This window comes from Arthrobacter sp. CAN_C5, from assembly GCF_017875735.1.
Lineage (GTDB): Bacteria > Actinomycetota > Actinomycetes > Actinomycetales > Micrococcaceae > Arthrobacter_D.
Genome location: NZ_JAGGMZ010000001.1, coordinates 353,765 through 372,850, shown reverse-complemented (window position 1 = coordinate 372,850; position 19,086 = coordinate 353,765). Strand labels below are relative to the sequence as shown.

15 protein-coding genes and 1 pseudogene are annotated in these 19,086 nt (G+C 65.2%); 6 read left to right on the top strand and 10 right to left on the bottom strand.

Annotation, left to right across the window (positions count from 1 at the left end):
- Nucleotides 1-35: 35 nt before the first annotated feature.
- A pseudogene (locus tag H4V95_RS01830) lies at nucleotides 36-206 on the bottom strand (VOC family protein); the annotation flags it as partial.
- A gap of 242 nt (nucleotides 207-448) precedes the next feature.
- Here H4V95_RS01830 and H4V95_RS01825 point away from each other — a divergent pair.
- Entirely contained in the window at nucleotides 449-1,288 is an 840-nt protein-coding gene (locus H4V95_RS01825) for an SDR family NAD(P)-dependent oxidoreductase (protein ID WP_196867914.1), read from the top strand.
- Nucleotides 1,289-1,628: 340 nt separating this feature from the next.
- The gene (locus H4V95_RS01820) at nucleotides 1,629-2,807 is read left to right on the top strand and encodes a thermonuclease family protein (protein WP_196867913.1); all 1,179 of its coding nucleotides are present in this window, start codon (nucleotides 1,629-1,631) and stop codon (nucleotides 2,805-2,807) included.
- Here H4V95_RS01820 and H4V95_RS01815 read toward each other — a convergent pair.
- A complete protein-coding gene (locus tag H4V95_RS01815; RefSeq protein WP_196867912.1) occupies nucleotides 2,804-3,760 on the bottom strand; it encodes an acyl-CoA thioesterase in 957 nt (318 codons plus the stop codon). The genes H4V95_RS01820 and H4V95_RS01815 overlap by 4 nt on opposite strands.
- A gap of 57 nt (nucleotides 3,761-3,817) precedes the next feature.
- A complete protein-coding gene (locus H4V95_RS01810) occupies nucleotides 3,818-4,642 on the bottom strand; it encodes an ACT domain-containing protein (protein ID WP_209728474.1) in 825 nt (274 codons plus the stop codon).
- A 232-nt stretch (nucleotides 4,643-4,874) separates the two neighbouring features.
- Between H4V95_RS01810 and H4V95_RS01805 the strand changes: the two genes are divergently transcribed.
- The gene (locus H4V95_RS01805; RefSeq protein ID WP_312883910.1) at nucleotides 4,875-6,356 is read left to right on the top strand and encodes a glyceraldehyde-3-phosphate dehydrogenase; all 1,482 of its coding nucleotides are present in this window, start codon (nucleotides 4,875-4,877) and stop codon (nucleotides 6,354-6,356) included.
- A gap of 172 nt (nucleotides 6,357-6,528) precedes the next feature.
- Here the strand turns inward: H4V95_RS01805 and H4V95_RS01800 are convergent, their stop codons facing one another.
- Nucleotides 6,529-7,317, bottom strand: coding sequence for an SDR family oxidoreductase (locus H4V95_RS01800; protein WP_196867909.1), 789 nt, complete (start codon nucleotides 7,315-7,317; stop codon nucleotides 6,529-6,531).
- 126 nt (nucleotides 7,318-7,443) lie between these two features.
- Here H4V95_RS01800 and H4V95_RS01795 point away from each other — a divergent pair, with 126 nt between their 5' ends.
- Nucleotides 7,444-8,427, top strand: coding sequence for an aldo/keto reductase (locus H4V95_RS01795; RefSeq protein ID WP_209728472.1), 984 nt, complete (start codon nucleotides 7,444-7,446; stop codon nucleotides 8,425-8,427).
- A 202-nt stretch (nucleotides 8,428-8,629) separates the two neighbouring features.
- On the opposite strand, the gene H4V95_RS01790 is transcribed toward H4V95_RS01795, so the two are convergent.
- The 5 genes from H4V95_RS01790 to malQ form a co-directional block, all read right to left on the bottom strand.
- The gene (locus H4V95_RS01790) at nucleotides 8,630-10,033 is read right to left on the bottom strand and encodes an OFA family MFS transporter (RefSeq protein ID WP_209728470.1); all 1,404 of its coding nucleotides are present in this window, start codon (nucleotides 10,031-10,033) and stop codon (nucleotides 8,630-8,632) included.
- 149 nt (nucleotides 10,034-10,182) lie between these two features.
- Entirely contained in the window at nucleotides 10,183-10,971 is a 789-nt protein-coding gene (locus H4V95_RS01785) for a class I SAM-dependent methyltransferase (protein ID WP_209728467.1), read from the bottom strand.
- A 9-nt stretch (nucleotides 10,972-10,980) separates the two neighbouring features.
- Nucleotides 10,981-12,561 (bottom strand): bifunctional diguanylate cyclase/phosphodiesterase, encoded by a 1,581-nt coding sequence (locus tag H4V95_RS01780; RefSeq protein WP_245345535.1) that lies wholly within the window; start codon nucleotides 12,559-12,561, stop codon nucleotides 10,981-10,983.
- Nucleotides 12,562-12,942 carry an STAS/SEC14 domain-containing protein gene (locus tag H4V95_RS01775; RefSeq protein WP_312883909.1) on the bottom strand — a complete coding sequence of 127 codons (381 nt, stop codon included), beginning with the start codon at nucleotides 12,940-12,942 and terminating at the stop codon, nucleotides 12,562-12,564. It lies immediately after the preceding gene.
- 123 nt (nucleotides 12,943-13,065) lie between these two features.
- Complete coding sequence (gene malQ, locus H4V95_RS01770) at nucleotides 13,066-15,195, bottom strand: 4-alpha-glucanotransferase (RefSeq protein ID WP_209728465.1); 2,130 nt, start codon at nucleotides 15,193-15,195, stop codon at nucleotides 13,066-13,068.
- 46 nt (nucleotides 15,196-15,241) lie between these two features.
- Between malQ and H4V95_RS01765 the strand changes: the two genes are divergently transcribed.
- The gene (locus H4V95_RS01765; protein WP_196867903.1) at nucleotides 15,242-15,526 is read left to right on the top strand and encodes an acylphosphatase; all 285 of its coding nucleotides are present in this window, start codon (nucleotides 15,242-15,244) and stop codon (nucleotides 15,524-15,526) included.
- An 80-nt stretch (nucleotides 15,527-15,606) separates the two neighbouring features.
- On the top strand, nucleotides 15,607-17,589 hold the full coding sequence (locus H4V95_RS01760) for an acyl-CoA dehydrogenase family protein (RefSeq protein WP_209728463.1): 1,983 nt from the start codon (nucleotides 15,607-15,609) through the stop codon (nucleotides 17,587-17,589).
- Between the two features lie 51 nt (nucleotides 17,590-17,640).
- Here the strand turns inward: H4V95_RS01760 and allB are convergent, their stop codons facing one another.
- Nucleotides 17,641-19,017 carry an allantoinase AllB gene (gene allB, locus H4V95_RS01755; protein ID WP_209728461.1) on the bottom strand — a complete coding sequence of 459 codons (1,377 nt, stop codon included), beginning with the start codon at nucleotides 19,015-19,017 and terminating at the stop codon, nucleotides 17,641-17,643.
- Nucleotides 19,018-19,086: the final 69 nt, after the last annotated feature.

The following is a 19,086-nucleotide window of genomic DNA, read 5'->3' as shown; positions in this document are numbered from 1 at the left end:
CTCCCACTGGCCCCATTCACCTTGACAACTTCCGAGGCGACCACACCGGTCAGGACCCCGTGCGCGATAGCGTTTCCGGGTCCGTCGCTGCGCCCGAAATCTTCGTATGTGTGCAGAGTGAGTTCCCCACCGAAGACGTCAGCGTAGAAGCTCAGCGCTTCACGGGCTGTACCGGGGAAACTGACATAGATCTGGGGAGCGGTCATGCGCACACGCTCAATAGGTCGACGGGGCGAGGCTGGACTGAGTTCATGGTCTGGTTCCTATCTGTCAAAGGTAGGGATGAGAGTATTCCAGCGTCGATACGAACCTCAAGTAAAGCCTCACGAGGGAGAGGGGAGGACGGGACCATCCGGCCCTGCACTGGACTCCCTACACTGGCACTCTGAGCCACCTAACAAACACCGCTACCGCACAAGCACGACATTCATCTTCAAGGAGACACCACATGCCCGGTAAGACCATTGTTCTCACAGGCGCCAGCGATGGGATCGGAGCCGCTGCCGCCAGGAAGCTCGTCGCTGACGGGCACACTGTCGCCCTTGTCGGCCGCTCTGCAGAAAAGACCAAAGCACTGGCCCGGGAACTGGGTGCAGACCACTTCGTCGCGGACTTCACGAAGTTCGAAGACGTCCGCACGCTGGCGGCCGCACTCAAGAGCGCCTATCCGCGCATCGACGTCCTGGTCAACAACGCCGGCGGCATCTTCGGAGATCAAACCCGCACCACCGATGGGTACGAGAAAACGCTGCAGGTGAACCATCTGGCACCGTTCCTGCTGACCAACCTCCTCATGGACAGGCTCACCTCGAGCAGCGCCGTCATCGTGAACACCGCGAGTGTCGGCGCCCGGATCTTCGGGAACATTGACCTCGATGACCTCAACAACGACAAGAAATACTCCGCGAACAAGGCCTACGGTGATGCGAAGCTCGCCAACATCCTCTTCGCCAAGGAACTTGACCGCCGCTACGGAGGCAAGGGCATCTCCGCGGTTTCCTTCCACCCAGGGAACGTCCGGACGAACTTCGCCTCCGACACCACCAGCATCATGCGATTCATCTACCAGACACCGCTAGGCCGGCTAAGTGGCCTCATCAGCCCGGAAAAGGGCGCAGAACTCCTCGTCTGGCTCGTCGAAGGAACCCCCGGCCACGACTGGATATCCGGGGAATACTACGAAAAGCAAAAGCCCGCCAAAACAAACCCACAAGCTGCCGACACCCAGCTCGCAGCCAACCTCTGGGACAAAAGCGCAGAGCTCGTCGGCCTCACCCCCACCCACTGACCAACCTTCTCTGTCGCACCAGCAAGACAGCCCGCCTTTCGTCAAAGGATTCCTTGATACCGACGCTTGCATTCGCTACACCGGGGCATTCAGCCAGGTCGAACGATCCGGTCATCATCCGGAGGGATAGGACGGCTGCCCAGCCGCGTCGATGCGGGTCGGAAAGCAGTGGAAAGGAGCTAAGGTGATTGATCAGCCGCTTTCCGGGATGATCAATCACCATCCGCGTTTCGGGCCTTAGCAATATGGGGAATCAATGCAGAAATTTAGTCCGTCGTCGGTATTTTTCGCGCGAAAGCGATTTCGCTTTCCCACCGCGTTAATTGTGGCGGCTTCTGTGGTGGCTGGGGCATCAGGATGCGGTTCAGTCAGCTCGGATGCCCAGACGGGCGAAGTGGTCCGCGTCATTGACGGCGACACCTTGATCATCAACTTCGACGGCGAGGACCAAAGGGTCCGGCTCCTCAACGTGGATACCCCCGAGACCAAACACCCAGACAAAGCGGTTGAATGTCTCGGCCCGGAGGCGACCGCCTTCCTGGAGAGCATGCTTCCACCTGGCACCCCGGTGGGTTTGGACTTCGATGTGGAGAAAACTGACCAGTACGACCGTGTCCTTGCTGCAGTGGCTGTGGAGAATGGCACGTTGGTCAATGCCGAGATTGCCCGTCAGGGATTCGGTGTTGCGGTCCTGTTCGAACCGAACAGCAAGTACTTCGACGTCGTCAAGGAAGCGCAGGCTGAGGCAACCGCCAACGAGGCGGGTCTCTACGATCCTGCCGTGGAATGCACCGTTCCGGCCGAAATAGAGCAGGTGACGGCGACTATCGCCGAAGCGATGGAAGAACCGGTCGGCGAAACTGCCGCGGCCGTGGCAACGACCGTCGGCGCACTGGCCGCCGCACTGGCAGCAGCAAAAACGTTGCATGCCGCGCTGGAAGCGGGCGAGGACTCCCTGCGCTGGCTTGCACACTCAACCGCTGCCGGGGTGACGCTTCTTGCCGGGCTCGCATCCACGATTGACTCAGGTGAATCCCAACTCGTCGCTCTTGAGTCCAAGGTCAAGACGTTGGAATCGGAGGAAGCTTCGGCGAAGGCAGCTGCTGAGAAGGCGAAGGCTGCCGAAGCGAGAGAAGCTGCTGCAGAGAAGAAGCGGGTGGCTGAAGCTGCGGCGGAGAAGAAGTGGGTGGCTGAAGCTGCGGCGGAGAAGAAGCGGGTGGCTGAAGCCGCCGCCGATCGGGAACGCCAAGAGGCGGCGGCGCGGGCGGAGACAGAACGGATGGCGGCTGAGGCTGCCGCTGCTGCGGAAGCTGAGAGGCTTGCCGAAGCCGAGCGCGAGCGTGTCCGGAATCTCCCGGCCCCCTATGTTCCCCCGGCGCCACAGCCCTACGTTCCGTCTGCCCCGCAACCATCGCCCCCGGTTGTACAACCTCCCCCGGCCGTTCAAGAGCCGTACCCGGGTTATACCGGGCCCCGCTGCTACGCGCCCGGCGGGAAAACGTGGAAGCCCTGCCCCTAACCCGTGAGATGGTTTGGGAGCCGGTTACCCGGCGCCCTGCCACGGATTTCCAGTAGCTCCCGCGCATGAGCCTCCAGCCGGCGGTCCTCCTCCGACCGGGGGATCCACCCCGGTACCGCCACAGCCGTGCCAGTCTCATCCCGCGCCACCATGACCGTCAGACAGTACGTCGTCAGGTGCATCTCATCCTCCGTGGGCTTCCCGGACCTGACATGAACAGCAATGTGCATGCCCTTGTTTCCGGTGTAGACCAGCCGGGCCTCCACCTCGACCACGTCGCCGATCAGCAGCGGACGGTAAAACCGCACCCCACCGGAGAACACCGCCACGGTGTCCTGCCCGCAATACCGTGCGGAGCAGACGTAGGCGGCCTCGTCGATCCAGTCCATCACTGTGCCGCCGTGCACCTTTCCGCCCCAATTCACGTCGGTGGGCGCGGCGAGGAACCGCAGGATGACTTTCTCGGCCGTTCCTTCATCGGTATAGACCTGCCCGCGCATCGCCTCGACGATCTCTTCGCGGACAGCAATCCTGGCCACGGCCGCGTCGCGGCGGCTGATCTCCTCAGGCGTTGACGGCTCGTACGGTGGGACCGGGAGCGGTTTGCCGTCCTCGCCGACCGCCACGAAGATCACCAGGCACCGGCTGCGCATGGTGGCACCGCTGCCCTTGACGTCGCCCGAGGACACTACCGTCTGGATGTGCAGCGACGACCTCCCGGTGTACACGATGGTCGCTTCGACCTCCACCATGTCGCCCACGTTGACAGGGTCGGAGAAGTGGATGTTGCCGACATACGCGGTGACACAGTAGCTCTTCGCCCACCCGACCGCCGCGGCGTAGGCGGCCTTGTCCACCCACTCCAGCACCGTCCCGGCGTCGACGGACCCGCTGTGCCCGAGGTCTGTGGGCGCGGCCAGAAAACGCAAGGTCACCGAGTTGGTCTGATCCATGGAGACAGTATTGCTCACAACCGCCCGGCAGCGGCTATCTGTGTCGGCAGGCAGACGTCACCAGACCGGTGCGCGTTCCACGCTCTCGGCGATCTCCGCGAGGCGGTGCGCCCGCGCGGATTCCGCCAGGGTGAACGGCTCGCCCGCCCGCCGGAACAGGAGCGGCCCGTGCCAGGCGGTCGGGATCTTCAGGATCGTCCGGTCCGCCGACGACGGCGGCACCTCGCCGGGGTGCATCACCTCCGCCGACAGCAACTCGGCCACCACATGCCGCAGCTCGCTGGGGTCCCGGGTCAGCCGGGCAGCGAGGGTCAACGCCTTCGTCTGCCCATCAGCGAGGGCGAGTGCCGTCGTCGGCCAGATACTGGCAGCCCGCCCACCGGCGTCGTGCAGTATCCCCAGAATGTCATCCTCACGGAGGCCGCCGGGGGCGGACAGCACAAACTCGTCCAGGGTGCCCAGCTCGGCGGGGTGCACATGGATGCTGAGGATGTTGATGTCGAGCCGGGCCAGCCTGCGGGTGATCCGCTCCAACGCTCCCGGCTCATCCCGCACCAGGACGCGCGCCCGCCACAGGGCTGCCGCTGTATCGAGCCGACGGCGACGCCGGATAGCCGGCGCGTGCAGGAAGGAACGCAGCAGCCGGGCCGCTGCCGGGTCGGCCACAAAGATCACCAGGGCCGTGGCAGTCACCGCCAGCACCAGCACCTTGGCCAGGTACGGCAGGTCGGTGTTGACCACCGCGGCGTGCACCAGCAGTTCGATGGGAAGCATCACCGCCACGTTGGCGAGCGTCACCCGGGTCTTTCCCGGTTCGGGAAGTTGACCACACAAATCGCAGATCAGGTCGGCAGTCGCTGCATGGGTGAGATGTCGCTTCATACCTCCAGCATGCAGGCCCGCTGTTTCGCCCGCGTTGCGACGTCGTGACCGTTTATCGCCAAACGCCACGGGGACGATATTCTGGAGATACCACCCGCGCACCACCGAAGCCCCCGACACCGTCGTCCGGGCGGACCGCGCGACTGGGCCAGCACCCGTAACCCGGGTTAGCCCGACAAGGCGACTGGCCGGACACAGCGCTGGAACACCCAGCGGCAGGAAGGGACAGACAGTGCATCGCGACCCATCGGAATGCCTTGACACATGGATGAGCCGAGAGGCTCTCGCCGAGGGAATGATCCCCGTCATCGGGCGGCTGTACCGTGAGAACAACGTGGTGATCAGCATTCACGGCCGGAGCCTCATCAACAAGTCGGCGATGAACATCCTCAAAGCCCACCGGTTTGCCCGCAGGATCAGCAAGGAAGAGCTGTTCCTGGAGGAGACCGCACCGCTGCTGCGCACCCTGGTGGACCTGGACCTCGGTGCCGCGGCCATCGATATCGCCCGACTCACCCAGAAGTTCAAGGCCGACGGCGGCGGGGCCTCTCTGGAGGACTTCCTGCGGGTGGAACTGGCCGACGTGGTCGACAAGCGGGGGGCCGACGAGCGCACCAGCACCGACGTCGTCCTCTACGGGTTTGGCCGGATCGGCCGGCTGGTGGCCCGGCTCCTGATCGAAAAGGCCGGCGGCGGGCACGGTCTGCGGCTGCGCGCCATCGTGGTCCGCAAGGGCGCCGACAATGACCTGATGAAGCGGGCAAGCCTGCTCCGCCGCGACTCGGTGCACGGCAGCTTCGAAGGCACCATCCGGATTGACGAGGACGCCAACACGATCACCGCGAACGGTGTCCACATCCAGGTCATCTACTCGAACGATCCGTCCACCGTCGACTACACCGCCTACGGCATCAAGGACGCGCTGCTGGTCGACAACACCGGACGCTGGCGCGACGAGGAGGGGCTGTCGAAGCACCTGCAGAGCAAGGGCATCGCCCGCGTGCTCCTCACCGCCCCGGGTAAGGGCGCGCTGAAGAACATTGTGCACGGCATCAACCACAACACGATCCTGCCCACGGACCAGATCGTCACCGCCGCCTCGTGCACCACGAACGCCATCACCCCGGTGCTGAAGGCCATCAACGACCGGTTCGGCGTGGTGCACGGGCATGTGGAGACGGTCCACTCCTTCACCAACGACCAGAACCTGATCGACAACTTCCATCAGGGTGACCGGCGCGGCCGCTCGGCGGCGTTGAACATGGTCATCACCGAGACAGGCGCCGCGAAGGCCGTCGCCAAGGCCCTGCCCGAGCTCGAGGGCAAACTGACGGGCAGCTCCATCCGCGTGCCGACCCCCGACGTCTCGATCGCCATCCTCAACCTCACCCTGGCCGACGGCACCAGCAAGGACGAGGTCAACACCTACCTCCGCGAAACCTCGCTGCACTCCGATCTGCGCAAGCAGGTGGACTACATAGACTCGCCCGACGTCGTTTCCACCGACTTTGTCGGCTCGCGCCGGGCGGGGATTGTCGACGGGCTGGCGACCATCGCGAACGGCACCAACCTGGTGCTCTACGTCTGGTACGACAACGAATTCGGCTACAGCTGCCAGGTGGTTCGGGTGATGGAGGAGATGGCCGGAGTAAACCCGCCGTCGTACCCCGCCAAGGAACCCGTCGCGGCGACCGTGCGGTCCTCGGCGGTCTAAGACACGCCGCCCGCACTACAGCGTCCAAGCACCACAGCACCAGAATCGCCGGTTAGGGTCAGGTTCGCCGCTTGCAAGCGGCGGATCTTGCTCTAACCGGCGATTCTGCGTGGGGAGCAGTCTCAAGTCGGGGGCAGCCTAGGTCAGGGGGAACCTTGAGCCAGGGGCAGCCTTAAGCAGACCGGTGACGGAGCCAGTCCTCGAAGGTGAGTCCGTCAACCGGGTTGTCGGGGGCCAGATTGTCGCCGCTACTGAAGAATCTGCCCAGTGCACCGGGCAGGGGGATGGCGACCTGCCGGCTGGTGGTTCCGGTCACGTCACGGTAGATCCGGGCGAGCTCGGCCATGTCGAGCACCTGCGGGCCGCCGACGTTGATGACCCCGGTGGGAGCAGGCTCGTGAGTTGCTGCGTCGGCGAGGGCGCCCGCCACATCCTGGACAGAGACCGGCTGAAACGCAGCCCCTTTCAGGACCGGCAGCACGCCTACCTTGCCTCCGGCGTCAAACACGCCGGCCACAAAATTGTGGAACTGGGTGGCGCGCACGACGACTGAGGAGACGGCCGAGTTCTGGTAGATCTTCTCCTGCCGCACCTTCGAACGATAGTACGAGAACGCCGCGCGATCCGCGTTGACGATCGAAAGCAGTACCGCATGGCGCACCCCGCCCCCGCGGGCGGCTGCAAGCAGGTTCAGTGCGCCGTCGTCGAGCGCGCGTAACCCCTTGCCGACATGTCCGTCGAGAACATCGATCAGGACGTCGGCCTCCTCCATTGCGGCGGCCAACCCCTCTCCGGTTGTCACATCAGCCTGGAGGTACGTGGCCCCGGACACCCACCGGGACGAGTGGTGGGCAGGAAGGTGCCGGCCGACTGACCGCGTCTGGTGGCCGCGCCTGACGCATTCGTCCACCACGTGGTGACCCACCAGGCCAGTACCCCCGACAACCACTATTCTCGCCATGGCCCTCAGGCTACGCCAGGGAGCAGGTGCGTGCCAGAGGGCGGGAGCTACACAGATCCCCACCCCTGGAAACCGGGATTGCGCCCGGCGTGTTTGCGGGATTGGCCGGGATACTAGAGTCGAAGCATGGAACAACGAACTCTAGGCAAAACCGCACGCTCCGTTTCGACCGTAGGGCTGGGAACCTGGCAGCTCGGCGCTGATTGGGGGGACGTCGACCCGAAGGACGCCACCGCAATCCTCCACGCCGCAGTCGACGCGGGCATCAACTTCTTCGACACCGCCGATGTGTATGGCGATGGACGCAGCGAACAGACCATCGGCGCCTTCCTGGCGGACAACCCCGGGCTGGACATCACCGTCGCCACCAAGATGGGCCGCCGGGGGGAACAACAGCCGGAGAACTACACGCTGGCGAACTTCCGCCAGTGGATCGACCGGTCGCGTACCAACCTTCGCGTGGACACCCTCGACCTGGTGCAGCTGCACTGCCCGCCGTCGTCCGTGTACTCGGACGCAGAAGTCTACGATGCCTTGGACACCCTGGTCAGCGAGGGCGCCATTCGCAACTACGGCGTCAGCGTTGAACGCACCGACGAGGCCATGGCAGCCCTGAAGCACGGCAATATCGCCACCATTCAGATCATCCTCAACGCGTTTCGGCTCAAGCCGCTGGACGAGGTGCTGCCCGCAGCGAAGGCCGCGGATGTCGGCATCATCGCGCGAGTCCCCCTCGCCTCGGGTCTTCTCTCGGGCAAGTACTCGAAGGACACGACGTTCGCCGAGAACGACCACCGGAACTACAACCGCACCGGGTCAGCCTTCGATGTGGGCGAGACCTTCTCCGGTGTCGACTTCAGCACCGGCCTCACCGCGGTGAAGGAGTTTGAGGGACTGGTTCCCGACGGCGTCACCACCGCTCAGGCGGCCATCGCCTGGATTATTGCGCAGGACGGCGTCACCAGCGTGATCCCGGGCGCCCGCACTGTGGAGCAGGCACGCGCCAACGCCGCGGCCGCCGACACCGGCGCTCTCGGCGCGGAGCTCAACAAGGGTGTCAGCAAGATCTATGACCGGCATTTCCGCGAAGCGATCCACCCCCGCTGGTAGCTTTCGACGTCTGGCTGGCAACGCGTTAACGACGGCGGCCCCCACCCTGCGAGGGTGGGGGCCGCCGTCGTATGCGGTGCCGTTAGGAGCCCAGCGTTAGCCGCCGAACAGTGCCCAGACGCGGGTCATAGTTTGAGCGATTCCATACGCCAGGGGTACGACCACAAGGGCCCATACGAACGTGGTACTGACTGCCTTCATCTCATGCCTCCATTGCTGGTTCTTTGGTGGACGTCCCGGAATCGGGCTTTTCCTTTGGTTCATGGAACTTCGAGTCGACCGGCTTGATCATCAGGTTGGCGATGAAGCCGATGATCAACAGACCCACCATGGTCAGCAGTGCCGGCTGGTAAGCAGCCGCAGTGAGCTCGCCGGGGGTGCCCTGGGCGTCAAGGAAACCATTGATGATCAGGGGTCCGGCAATACCGGCTGCGGACCAGGCGGTCAGCAGTCGACCGTGGATGGCACCAACCTGGTAGGTCCCGAAGAGGTCTCGCAGATAAGCCGGTACGGTCGCGAATCCACCGCCGTAGAACGAGATGATGAAGAAGGCCAGGAACACGAAGAGGATGGTGGTACCTGCACCGGCAAGAGCCAGCGTGGTGTACAGGATGGCGCCGACGCCCAAGTAAATCATGTAGATCTTCTTGCGGCCGATGATGTCCGAGGTGGAGGACCAGACGAAGCGTCCCGCCATGTTACCGATCGAGAGCAGACCGACGAACCCACCGGCCACCGCGACAGTCACGGCTGTTGAGCCGTCTGCTTCGCGGAAGAAGTCCTGGATCATCGGGGATGCCTGCTCGAGGATGCCGATGCCGGCGGTCACGTTGCAGAAAAGCACAATCCAGACCAGCCAGAACTGCTTGGTCTTGATGGAGTTCTTGGCCGAGACGTTATCGGAGGTGACCAGAGCCTTGGTTTTGACCGTTGAGGGGTCGAAGCCGTCCGGCTTCCAGTCCGCTGCGGGAACCTTGATGGTGAACGCCCCGAACATCATGTACACGAGGTAGACGGCAGCGAGTGTGAGGAAGAGGAAGCCAACCGCTTCGCCGCTGGCAACCCAGCCCTCGGCACTCGAGTTCGGGTCGTACATCCGCAGCAGCTGGGTAGAAAGGGGGCTGGCGATCAGCGCGCCGCCACCGAAGCCCATGATGGCCATGCCGGTGGCCAGTCCTGGCCTGTCCGGGAACCATTTGATCAGGGTGGAAACTGGCGAGATGTAGCCGATACCCAGGCCGATGCCACCGATGAACCCGTAGCCCACGTAGACCAGCCACAACTGGTTGGTGAAGATGCCGAGCGAACCGATGAGGAAACCGCTGGTCCAGAACAGGGCCGAGGTGAACATGGCCATGCGTGGACCGTTTTTGTCCACCCAGGTGCCCATCACGGCGGCGGAGAGACCAAGCATCACGATGGCGATCGAGAAGATCACACCGATCTGGGTCAGGCTCGCGTCGAAGTGCTCAACCAGTGCGGTCTTGTACACGCTGGTTGCGTAGGCCTGGCCGATACACAAGTGCACCGCCAACGCTGCGGGGGGAATCAGCCAACGGTTAAACCCGGGCGGGGCAATGGTGTGTTCACGGGCAAGCCAGCTCATCTAGTACTCCTTCGTCACGGAGATCGTGGGGTGCAGCCAGGGCGGCAGCCACGGACGCTACGTTCAAATGTTCAAAGTTCAACTTTCTAAGGGTAGACGAAGATCACACTGTCCGTTGAACAGCGGGCACCGGCCCCACAGCGCGTGGATCAGCCTCGTGGCGCCAGCACGGCGTAGTACCCGGGGATCTGCTCCGGCTGGCCCTTCGTCGTCATGTCCGCCGCATCGATGGTGACCGCCCCGTCCTCCAGCACCGTCCACCCGTCGTCGTCGAAGGCTGCCAGCCGTTCCAGGGGCCCAAAGTGTCCCGGCTTCGGCAGGCCGGAGATCGCCAGTTTCAGCGGCCGGGGAATCTTGCGGGGCGAGGCGCCTAGCCGCGAGATGTAGTCCAGGGCATTGCCGCGGAAGTTCGTTTCGACGAGGAAAACCCGCCCCTGCCGACCCACCAGCGGTAGCAGGTTCGCGGCCAGGGCAATCCGCGCCCCGGGGTCGAGGACGTGGAAAACCCCGCGGACAAACACGTTGCAGTCACCCAGCTCAGTGGCCAGCAGCTCCCCCGCACCGGCCACGGTGCAGTCGAGGGTCCGGAATTCCACGCTGGGCAGGTCGGTGTTCTGGTCCCGGGCCCGCGCAACCGCGCCGGGTGCGACGTCGACGCCGAAGGCCCGCGGGAAGTGACCCGCCAGCAGGCGGGTGAAACTGCCATGGCCGCATCCCACATCGACGACGGGCAGGTCGGGGTTCAGGGTCCGTTGTAGTGCCGGGAGATAGCTGGCGAACTCATGGTCGTTGCCGGCGTCCCACAGCACGTCACCACCGGAGCCGGTCTTCTGGATCCTCCCCCAATAGCCCTCCCAGGCCGTGTTCCGGTTCCTGGGCACCCGTGAGGACAGCCTGATGATGGAGGGCAGCAGGAGGTACTTCTTCAGGGATGGCACCCGCCTAGACTATGCCCTGAGGTTGCCGATGGTCCGATCCGCCTCCGGGTCACCGCCGCCGGCTGTGGCCCCCAATCCACCCGTAATGACTGCCGCCATGTCCGCGGCCAGCATCGGCCTGCCGAAGAAGTAGCCCTGCCCGTAGCAGCACCCCAGCTCGGTCAGGATCCGCGACTGGTCAGCTGTTTCGACTCCCTCCGCGATGGAAATGAGCCCGGCCGCCTCGATCAGTTGCAGGACGGCGGCAATGAACTTTCGCTGCCGCGGATCCGTGGCGATGTCTTCGATCAGCGAGCTGTCCATCTTCACCGCCTGGGCGGGAAGTTTCCTGAGGTAGCTGATGGATGAGTAGCCGGTACCAAAGTCGTCGATTTCGACACCGACGCCAAGCTCCCGCAACTCGAGCAAGTTCGCGGAGCTCGCTTCCGGATCCGTCATCAGGGAAGTCTCGGTAATCTCGACGATAAATCGATCGGTGGGAACAGCATGCTCGGCGAGGGCCCGGTCGATCAGATCAGCCAGACCGGGGGCCCTGCTTTCAGCGGTGGACAGGTTAATTCGGACGGCGAAATCCCGGCCATCCAGAACATCCCCCCAGTTTCCGAGCTGAGCAGCGACGGCGTCGATCATCCATCCGCCGATATCGACGACCAGTCCACTTTCCTCAGCTATCCCAATGAAGTTATCCGGATACAGCAGCCCACGGTCCGGGTGCTCCCAGCGCACCAGAGCCTCCGCACCAATAATCGTGGAGTTCCGGAGTAAGACCAGCGGCTGGTAATAAACGCGGAGCTGGCCCGCCGGAATGGCCTGACGCAGCTCCTCAAGAATGGTGAAACGCTCGTGCGTGGCATGCAGCATGGCCGGATGAAACACCTGGACGTTGCTGCGGCCAAGGTTTTTCGCCACATACATGGCGGTATCCGCGTCGCGCATCATGTCTTCGCCCGACTGTCCAGCTTCACCGCACCGGACCCCGATACTCGCAAGGATGTGGATGCTGGTTTCGGCGACGATCATCGCCGGCCGCAACGCATGAAGGATGCGCTCAGCGATGTCGCAGGCAATCTCGTCGGTGGTTTGCGGCAACAAGATTGCAAACTCGTCGCCGCCCAGCCGTGCAACGGTATCGGTTTCCCGGACGGTCGACTCAAGACGGCGTCCCACTTCGATCAGCACCTGGTCGCCGGCAGAGTGGCCAAGGCTATCGTTCACAGCCTTGAAGGCGTCAAGATCCAGCAGAATCAAGGCGGCGGGTTGCGACCTTACGGCGGCGGGCAGCGTTTCGTCGTCAATCCGTCGGCGCAGCAGGGTTCGGTTCGGGAGACCGGTGAGACTGTCATACATAGCCATCCGTTCCAACTCAACCTGCGCCGCGTGCAAGCTTGCGGTCCGGTCACGGACCCGCTGCTCCAGTTCTTCGTAGAAAACTTCGAGTTCCTCGGCCAAGAGGTTCACGCCGCTGATGACGGCGTCCATTGAGTCTCGGGCGGGTGAAACTTCCATTCTGGCTGACAAGTCCCCGGAGGAGAGCCGGACAATCCCCTCCACCAGGGCGTCGAGCCGCTTGTCCACAAACTCTTCCGCCATTCACCCCTCCTTCAGCCAGACAAGCGCGGCCGGTTCGGAGGTGAAGAATTTTGTGGGGCACGGGAGCGAGCTCACTCCAAGAATGAAGTTGGCGATGACCTTATCCACCTGGGAGGCGCCCAGGAGAGCGATTCGCGAGGCCGAGCAGGGCAACCCGAACACCGTTCGCGCTCCCCGGCTGACTGCCTTGGTTGTGGCCATGTCAACGAGCATCGGGTGGCGTGCGCCGTCGCAGAGATCATTCACCCGGTCCATCGCGCGGCGGGCGTCCTCCTCGGCGATAGAGATTCCCCTCTCCCACCTCAGACGCAGGATGCTGTCGGCCCCCAGGGCCAAGGTTGCGCCGATCCCGTCGATCTCGTCCGGCGGGAGCTCACCCACGACGGACCCTTCGGTACTCCAGCGGGTGACAGTGCGGATGCGAGAGGAAGCATGATTCGGCTGAGACCATGGGTACAGCATAGATCTCCCCGACGCCCGCCGGGTATCTGAGTGCCGCGCGAATCAGCCAGCCATCACCCGGGCCAGGGCAGCAAACCGTTCGCTGCCGGCCAGGTCCTCGATCAGCACCGACTGGCCCTCCGGACCGGCGAGCGGGATCCGCCAGTTGGGGTACTCGTCCTTGGTGCCCGGCTGGTTCTGGGTGCGTCGCTCCCCCACCGCATCGGTCAACGCGACACCCAACAGGACCGACGGTGTCCGCACGATGAACTGGTGCAACGCCACGACGGTTTTCTCCACAGTGTCTGCTGACCCCTCGGCTGTCGGTCCGGTCACTGACCGCACCAGGGACAGCACCGATTCCTGGGCCGCCTGATCGGCGGCCCGCTCCTCCTCGACGGGACGGTTCAGCAGGCCCAGCGACTCGCGCAGGTCAACGTGCTCACCGGCCAGGTAGCCCGCGGTAGGCGGCAGGTCGTGGGTGGTGACGGACGTGAGGCACGCCTGACGGTAGCTTTCGGGCCGGCGGGGGCCGTCGTCGTCGTGCTCGAACCACAGGATCGAGGTCCCGAGGATCCCGCGCTCGGCCAGGTAGTCCTGCACCCCGGGCTCAAACACGCCGAGATCCTCGCCGATGACGACGGCGCCCGCCCGTTGCGCTTCGAGGGCGAGGATGCCGATGAGGGCCTCGTGGTCGTAGTAGACGTAGGTCCCGTCGCCCGAGGCGCCGCCCGCGGGGATCCACCAGAGGCGAAACAGCCCGAGGATGTGGTCCACGCGAATGCCGCCGGCGTGTTTGAGGACGGTGCGCAGCATGTCACGGTACGCCGCGTACCCGGACTCGGCGAGACGGCCCGGGTGCCAGGGCGGCTGGCTCCAGTCCTGGCCCTGCTGGTTGAACATGTCCGGTGGCGCGCCGACGCTGATCCCATCGGCCAGGACGTCCCGCAGCGACCAGGCATCGGATCCGTGGGCGTGCACTCCTACCGCCAGATCGTGAATGATCCCGATGGTCATCCCCGCGTCGAGGGCGCCGTGCTGTGCGGCCGCCAGCTGTTCGTCGCAGAGCCACTGCAACCACAGGTGGAACCGGATCCGGTCGGCCAGTTCGATGCGCTGCGCATCAATGTAGTCGGGGTCATCCCACGCGGCAGCCCCCGGGGCAAGGGTCTCGGCGAGCGCGCACCACAGGGCGAAGCTGTCCAGCCCCGGCCCTTCCTGGCCAAGGAACTCGTCAAAGCTGTGCTGCCGCTCGGCGTTGAGCGGTACCCGGTGGATGGCTTCCAGGGCACTCAACTTCGCGGCGTAGCTGCTGTCACGGTCAAGGATCTCCGCGTTCTGGTTGGCTTGTTTCAGCGCGGCGGCCTGCTCTTCAACGGCCTGGCGCTGCTCGGGGGCAAGCGCGGTGAACTCCGGCACATCCTCCACCCGCAGGTAGAGCGGGTTGAAGAACCGCCGGGTCGAGGGCAGGTACGGGGATGGCTCGACCGGGGGCGCGGGCTCCGCAGCGTGCAGCGGGTTGATCAGCACGAAACCGGCGCCACGGCTGGCCGAGAACGCGGCCAGCGCCCCCAGATCGGCGATATCACCAATACCCCAGGAGTCCTGGGACCGCACCGAATACAGCTGCGCCATGAGCCCCCAGGTCCGGGTCAGGCGTGCTGTGGTGTCCAGCCGCTGCGGGGTGATGACCAGCGTGCACTGCGCGGCCTCGCCGTCATCCGCAGGTCCGGCGTGCAGGGTGTGCCAGCCGAGGGGCAGGTCCGCTGGAAGGGCGAAGTGCAGGCGCTGGCGGGCGGCGCCGTCGACCTCCGAGTGCTCCGTGGGCACGTCGGCCAGGGCCAGGTCCCGCTGCCCACCGTCCTCAAGCAACACCCGAAGGGTGGGCGTCGTTCCGGCGGGCACGGTGACCGGGACATCCTGTGCCACGGATTCCCTGCCAACGACGACAGGGGGAAGGGTCCGTCGCCACGGCGAGGTCTCGGACTCGCTCAGCGATCGGGCGGCATCGTCCCCGGTCTCGCAAGCCACGCCGAGTGCTGTGAGCACTTTCGTGAGGGTCTGCGGGCTGACGCTCTTCTCGGCGCCGTCCCAGCCACGGAAGGCTGTGCCCACGTGGTGAGCTTCGGCGAGGCGGTGCAGCAGGTCGGGCTCGGGCGGGGTGGACGAACGGGATTCTTCTGTTGCAGGCATACCCTCAAATCTAGGGGGTCGGAGGGCGGTTCGCTACGCTGGAGTGATGGATGACCAGCAGCGGACCCGGCTCACCGCCACCATCAGCGGAACCGTCCAGGGGGTGGGATTCCGCTACTACACCCGCGAAAAGGCCCGCCAGTTGAACCTGACCGGGGTCGCCTCAAACCGGCCGGACGGGTCGGTGCTGATTGTCGCCGAAGGGCCGGAGACCGCCATCCGCTCGCTGGTCGGGTGGCTCAACTCCACGGGCGCCCCGGGCAGGGTGGAGAACGTCGTCGAATCGTATAGCGAGCCCGCCGGGGAATTCACCGATTTCCGGACGGAATGAAGCTACCCGGGAGTAGCATAAGGGCACAGCTCCACTGGGTCACCGACCCGCGGCGACCCAGCTGAGCAGAGGGGTCAGCCATGAGCGCCGAAACGCAGCCACAGTCAGACCAGTTACTCCCCGACGCGACCCCGCCGGTTGCGCCGGACACTGGTGGCCCGCCGGTCACCGAGCGCAGGGCGCGGGAGGTGGCGGAGGCGGCCCGGGAAACTGGGTGGACCCGGCCCAGCTTCGCGAAAGGCCTGTACCTGGGCAACTTCGACCTGCGGCTGATCCATCCGCACCAGGTGTCCACCACCGCAGACCGGGAGCGCGGCGAAGCGTTCCTGCGGGACCTGACCAGCTACGCCGCCACCCTGGACGGCGGTCGCATTGAACGCGACGCGCAGATTCCGGACGAGTACCTCAGCGGGTTCGCCGCCCTCGGCGTCTTCGGGATGAAGATCCCACGGGAATACGGCGGTCTCGGACTGTCCCTGACCTACTACGGTCGGGCGTTGATGCTGCTGAGCTCAGTCCACCCCAGCATCGGGGCGCTCATCTCGGCGCACCAGTCGATCGGGGTGCCCGAGCCGGTGAAGATCTTCGGCACCCCTGAACAAAAGCAGCAGTATCTGCCGCGTTGCGCCGCCGGCGCGGTGACGGCCTTCCTCCTGACCGAGGCCGACGTCGGCTCCGACCCCGCCCGGATGGGCGTCACCGCAACGCTCGACGGCGACACCTACGTCCTCAACGGCAGCAAACTCTGGACCACCAACGGCGTCATCGCGGAACTGGTGGTGGTGATGGCGAAGGTCCCGGCGCACGACGGCGGGAAGGGCGGCATCTCCGCCTTCGTGGTGGAAGCCGACTCCCCCGGCATCACCGTCGAAAACCGGAACACCTTCATGGGGCTCAAAGGCATCGAAAACGGGGTCACCCGGTTCGACAACGTCAGGGTACCGGCCGCCAACCGGCTGGGGAGAGAGGGCCAAGGCCTGAAAATTGCTCTCACCACGCTGAACACCGGCAGACTCTCGATTCCGGCCATCTGCGCCGCGTCGGGCAAGTGGTCGCTGAAGATCGCCCGCGAATGGTCCAACGCCCGGGTGCAATGGGGGCGCCCGGTAGGACAGCACGAGGCCGTCGGCCAGAAAATCGCGTTCATCGGCGCGACCGCCTTCGCCCTGGAGGCGGTCTTCGAGCTCTCCGCAGCACTCGCCGACAGCAACCAGGTGGACGTCCGGATTGAGGCAGCCCTGGCGAAGCTGTGGTCGAGTGAAATGGCGTGCAAGGTGGCCGACGAACTGGTCCAGATCCGCGGCGGGCGGGGTTACGAGACCGCCGATTCCCTGCGGGCCCGCGGGGAGCGTGCGGTGGCCGCCGAGCAGCTGCTACGGGACCTGCGGATCAACCGGATCTTCGAAGGATCCACCGAAATCATGCACCTGCTCATTGCCCGGGAGGCAGTCGATGCTCACCTGTCGGCGGCCGGTGATCTGGCGTCGTCGGACGCTGACCTGGCCGCAAAGGCGAGAGCCGCGGTCGGGGCGAGCGGGTTCTACGCCCGCTGGCTGCCCAAGCTGGTGGCGGGCCAAGGCCTGAATCCTGCGGCCTATGGTGACTTCGGGAGCCTGGCCAAACATCTGCGCTTTGCGGAACGGTCCTCCCGGCGTCTGGCGCGCAACACCTTCCTCGGGATGGGCCGGTGGCAGGCCGGGCTGGAGCACAAGCAGGTGTTCCTCGGCAGGATTGTCGACATCGGTGCCGAGCTTTTTGCGATGGCGGCGGTCTGTACGCGCGCTGAGCTGCTCCGCTCGGAGGATCCGGACGAGGGCCGCACCGCCTATCAGCTGGCAGACGCGTTCTGCCTGCAGTCCCGGGGTCGGATCGGGCGACTCTTCACCGACCTGTGGAGCAACACCGACTCCTCCGACCGCCGTTTGTCCCGGCAGGTCCTCGACGGCACCTACACCTGGCTGGAGAAGGGGATCATCGACCAGTCCGAGGGCACCGGACCGTGGATTGCGCCCCGGCCGGAGGGACCGTCAACCCGGCCCAACCTGCACCGGAATTACCGCTGACACTAACGCGCCCCGCGCTTCCGGCCAACGTGGCGCCGGGACGCTCGGGCGCTATGCCAGGCTGTTGCGGAGGAGCCGCCCGGACGGAGTCGAATAGTCGATGACCCGGCCGCGGAGGAAGGTTCGGCGCACGACACCCGAGAGCTGCTTCCCGGCGTACGGGGTGATGGGGTTCTTGTGGTGCAGCTTCCCCGGGTCGACGACAAACACGTCGTCGGGCGCGAAAATCGCGAGGTCCGCGTCATAGCCGACCGCGAGGCGCCCCTTCGTGGTGAGCCGTGCCAGCTGCGCCGGCCGGGCGGACATCCAGTCGCTGACCTGGTGAAGGTCGATGCCCCTTTGCAGCGCCTCCGTCCAGATCAGGGAGAGGCCCAGTTGCAAGGAGGAGACCCCTCCCCACGCCACCGCGAAGTCACCGTTCTCCAGGTCCTTCAGATCGAGGGTGCTCGGTGAGTGATCGGAGACGATGCAGTCAATGGTGCCGTCCCGCAGGCCTGCCCAGAGCAGCTCGCGGTTGCTCGCTTCCCGGATGGGTGGGCAGCATTTGTAGGCGGTGGCACCATCGGGGATCTCTTCGGCCGTGAGGGTCAGGTAATGGGGGCACGTCTCGACCGTCAGTCGGACGCCGTCCCGCTTCGCCGCGGCAATCAACGGTAGGGCATCCGAGGATGACAGGTGCAGGATGTGCGCGCGTGCACCCGTGCGACCGGCCCGCTCAATCACCTCGGCGATGGCTACGTTCTCGGCCCCGCGGGGCCGGGAGGCCAGGAAGTTCCCGTAGGCCGTTCCTGCCGCCGAGGGCGCCCGCTCGATCGCTCCCGCGTCCTCCGCGTGCACGATCATGACCGAGTCGAAACCCGCCAGGACCGCCATGTCCTGCTCCATTTCCGCGGGGTCGAGGGCGGGGAACTCGTCCACCCCCGAGTGCAGCAGGAAACACTTGAACCCGAAAACCCCCTCGTCGTGCAGTGGCCGCAGGGCGTCGGTGTTCCCGGGAACTGCCCCTCCCCAGAACCCCACGTCGACGAACGCCTGGTCCTTCGCGACGTCCTGCTTGGTATGGAGGGCCCCGGGGTTGGTAGTCGGTGGAAGGGAGTTCAGCGGCATATCGATGATGGTGGTGACACCGCCGGCAGCCGCGGCCCGGGTGGCGGAGGCGAATCCCTCCCACTCGGTCCTGCCGGGCTCGTTGACGTGGACGTGAGTGTCTACGAGACCGGGAAGGAGCACTTCGGTGCTGGTCAGTTCGACGATCTCGTTGCCCGACAGTCCACTTCCGAGGGGTTCGACCGCGCTGACCCGCCCGTCCAGGATTCCGACCTCGCGGGGGAGCTCGCCAGCGGGCGTCATGATGCGCTCGCCCCGGATCACCAGGTCAAAGTGCGGCTGCGTTCCTCCCGGTGAGCGCGTTTCGGTGGCGTGGGGCATGCTGTCTCCTGACGTCCGTCTGACCCATCAACGTACCCGGTGCTGCTACATTCACCTAGACAGATACTT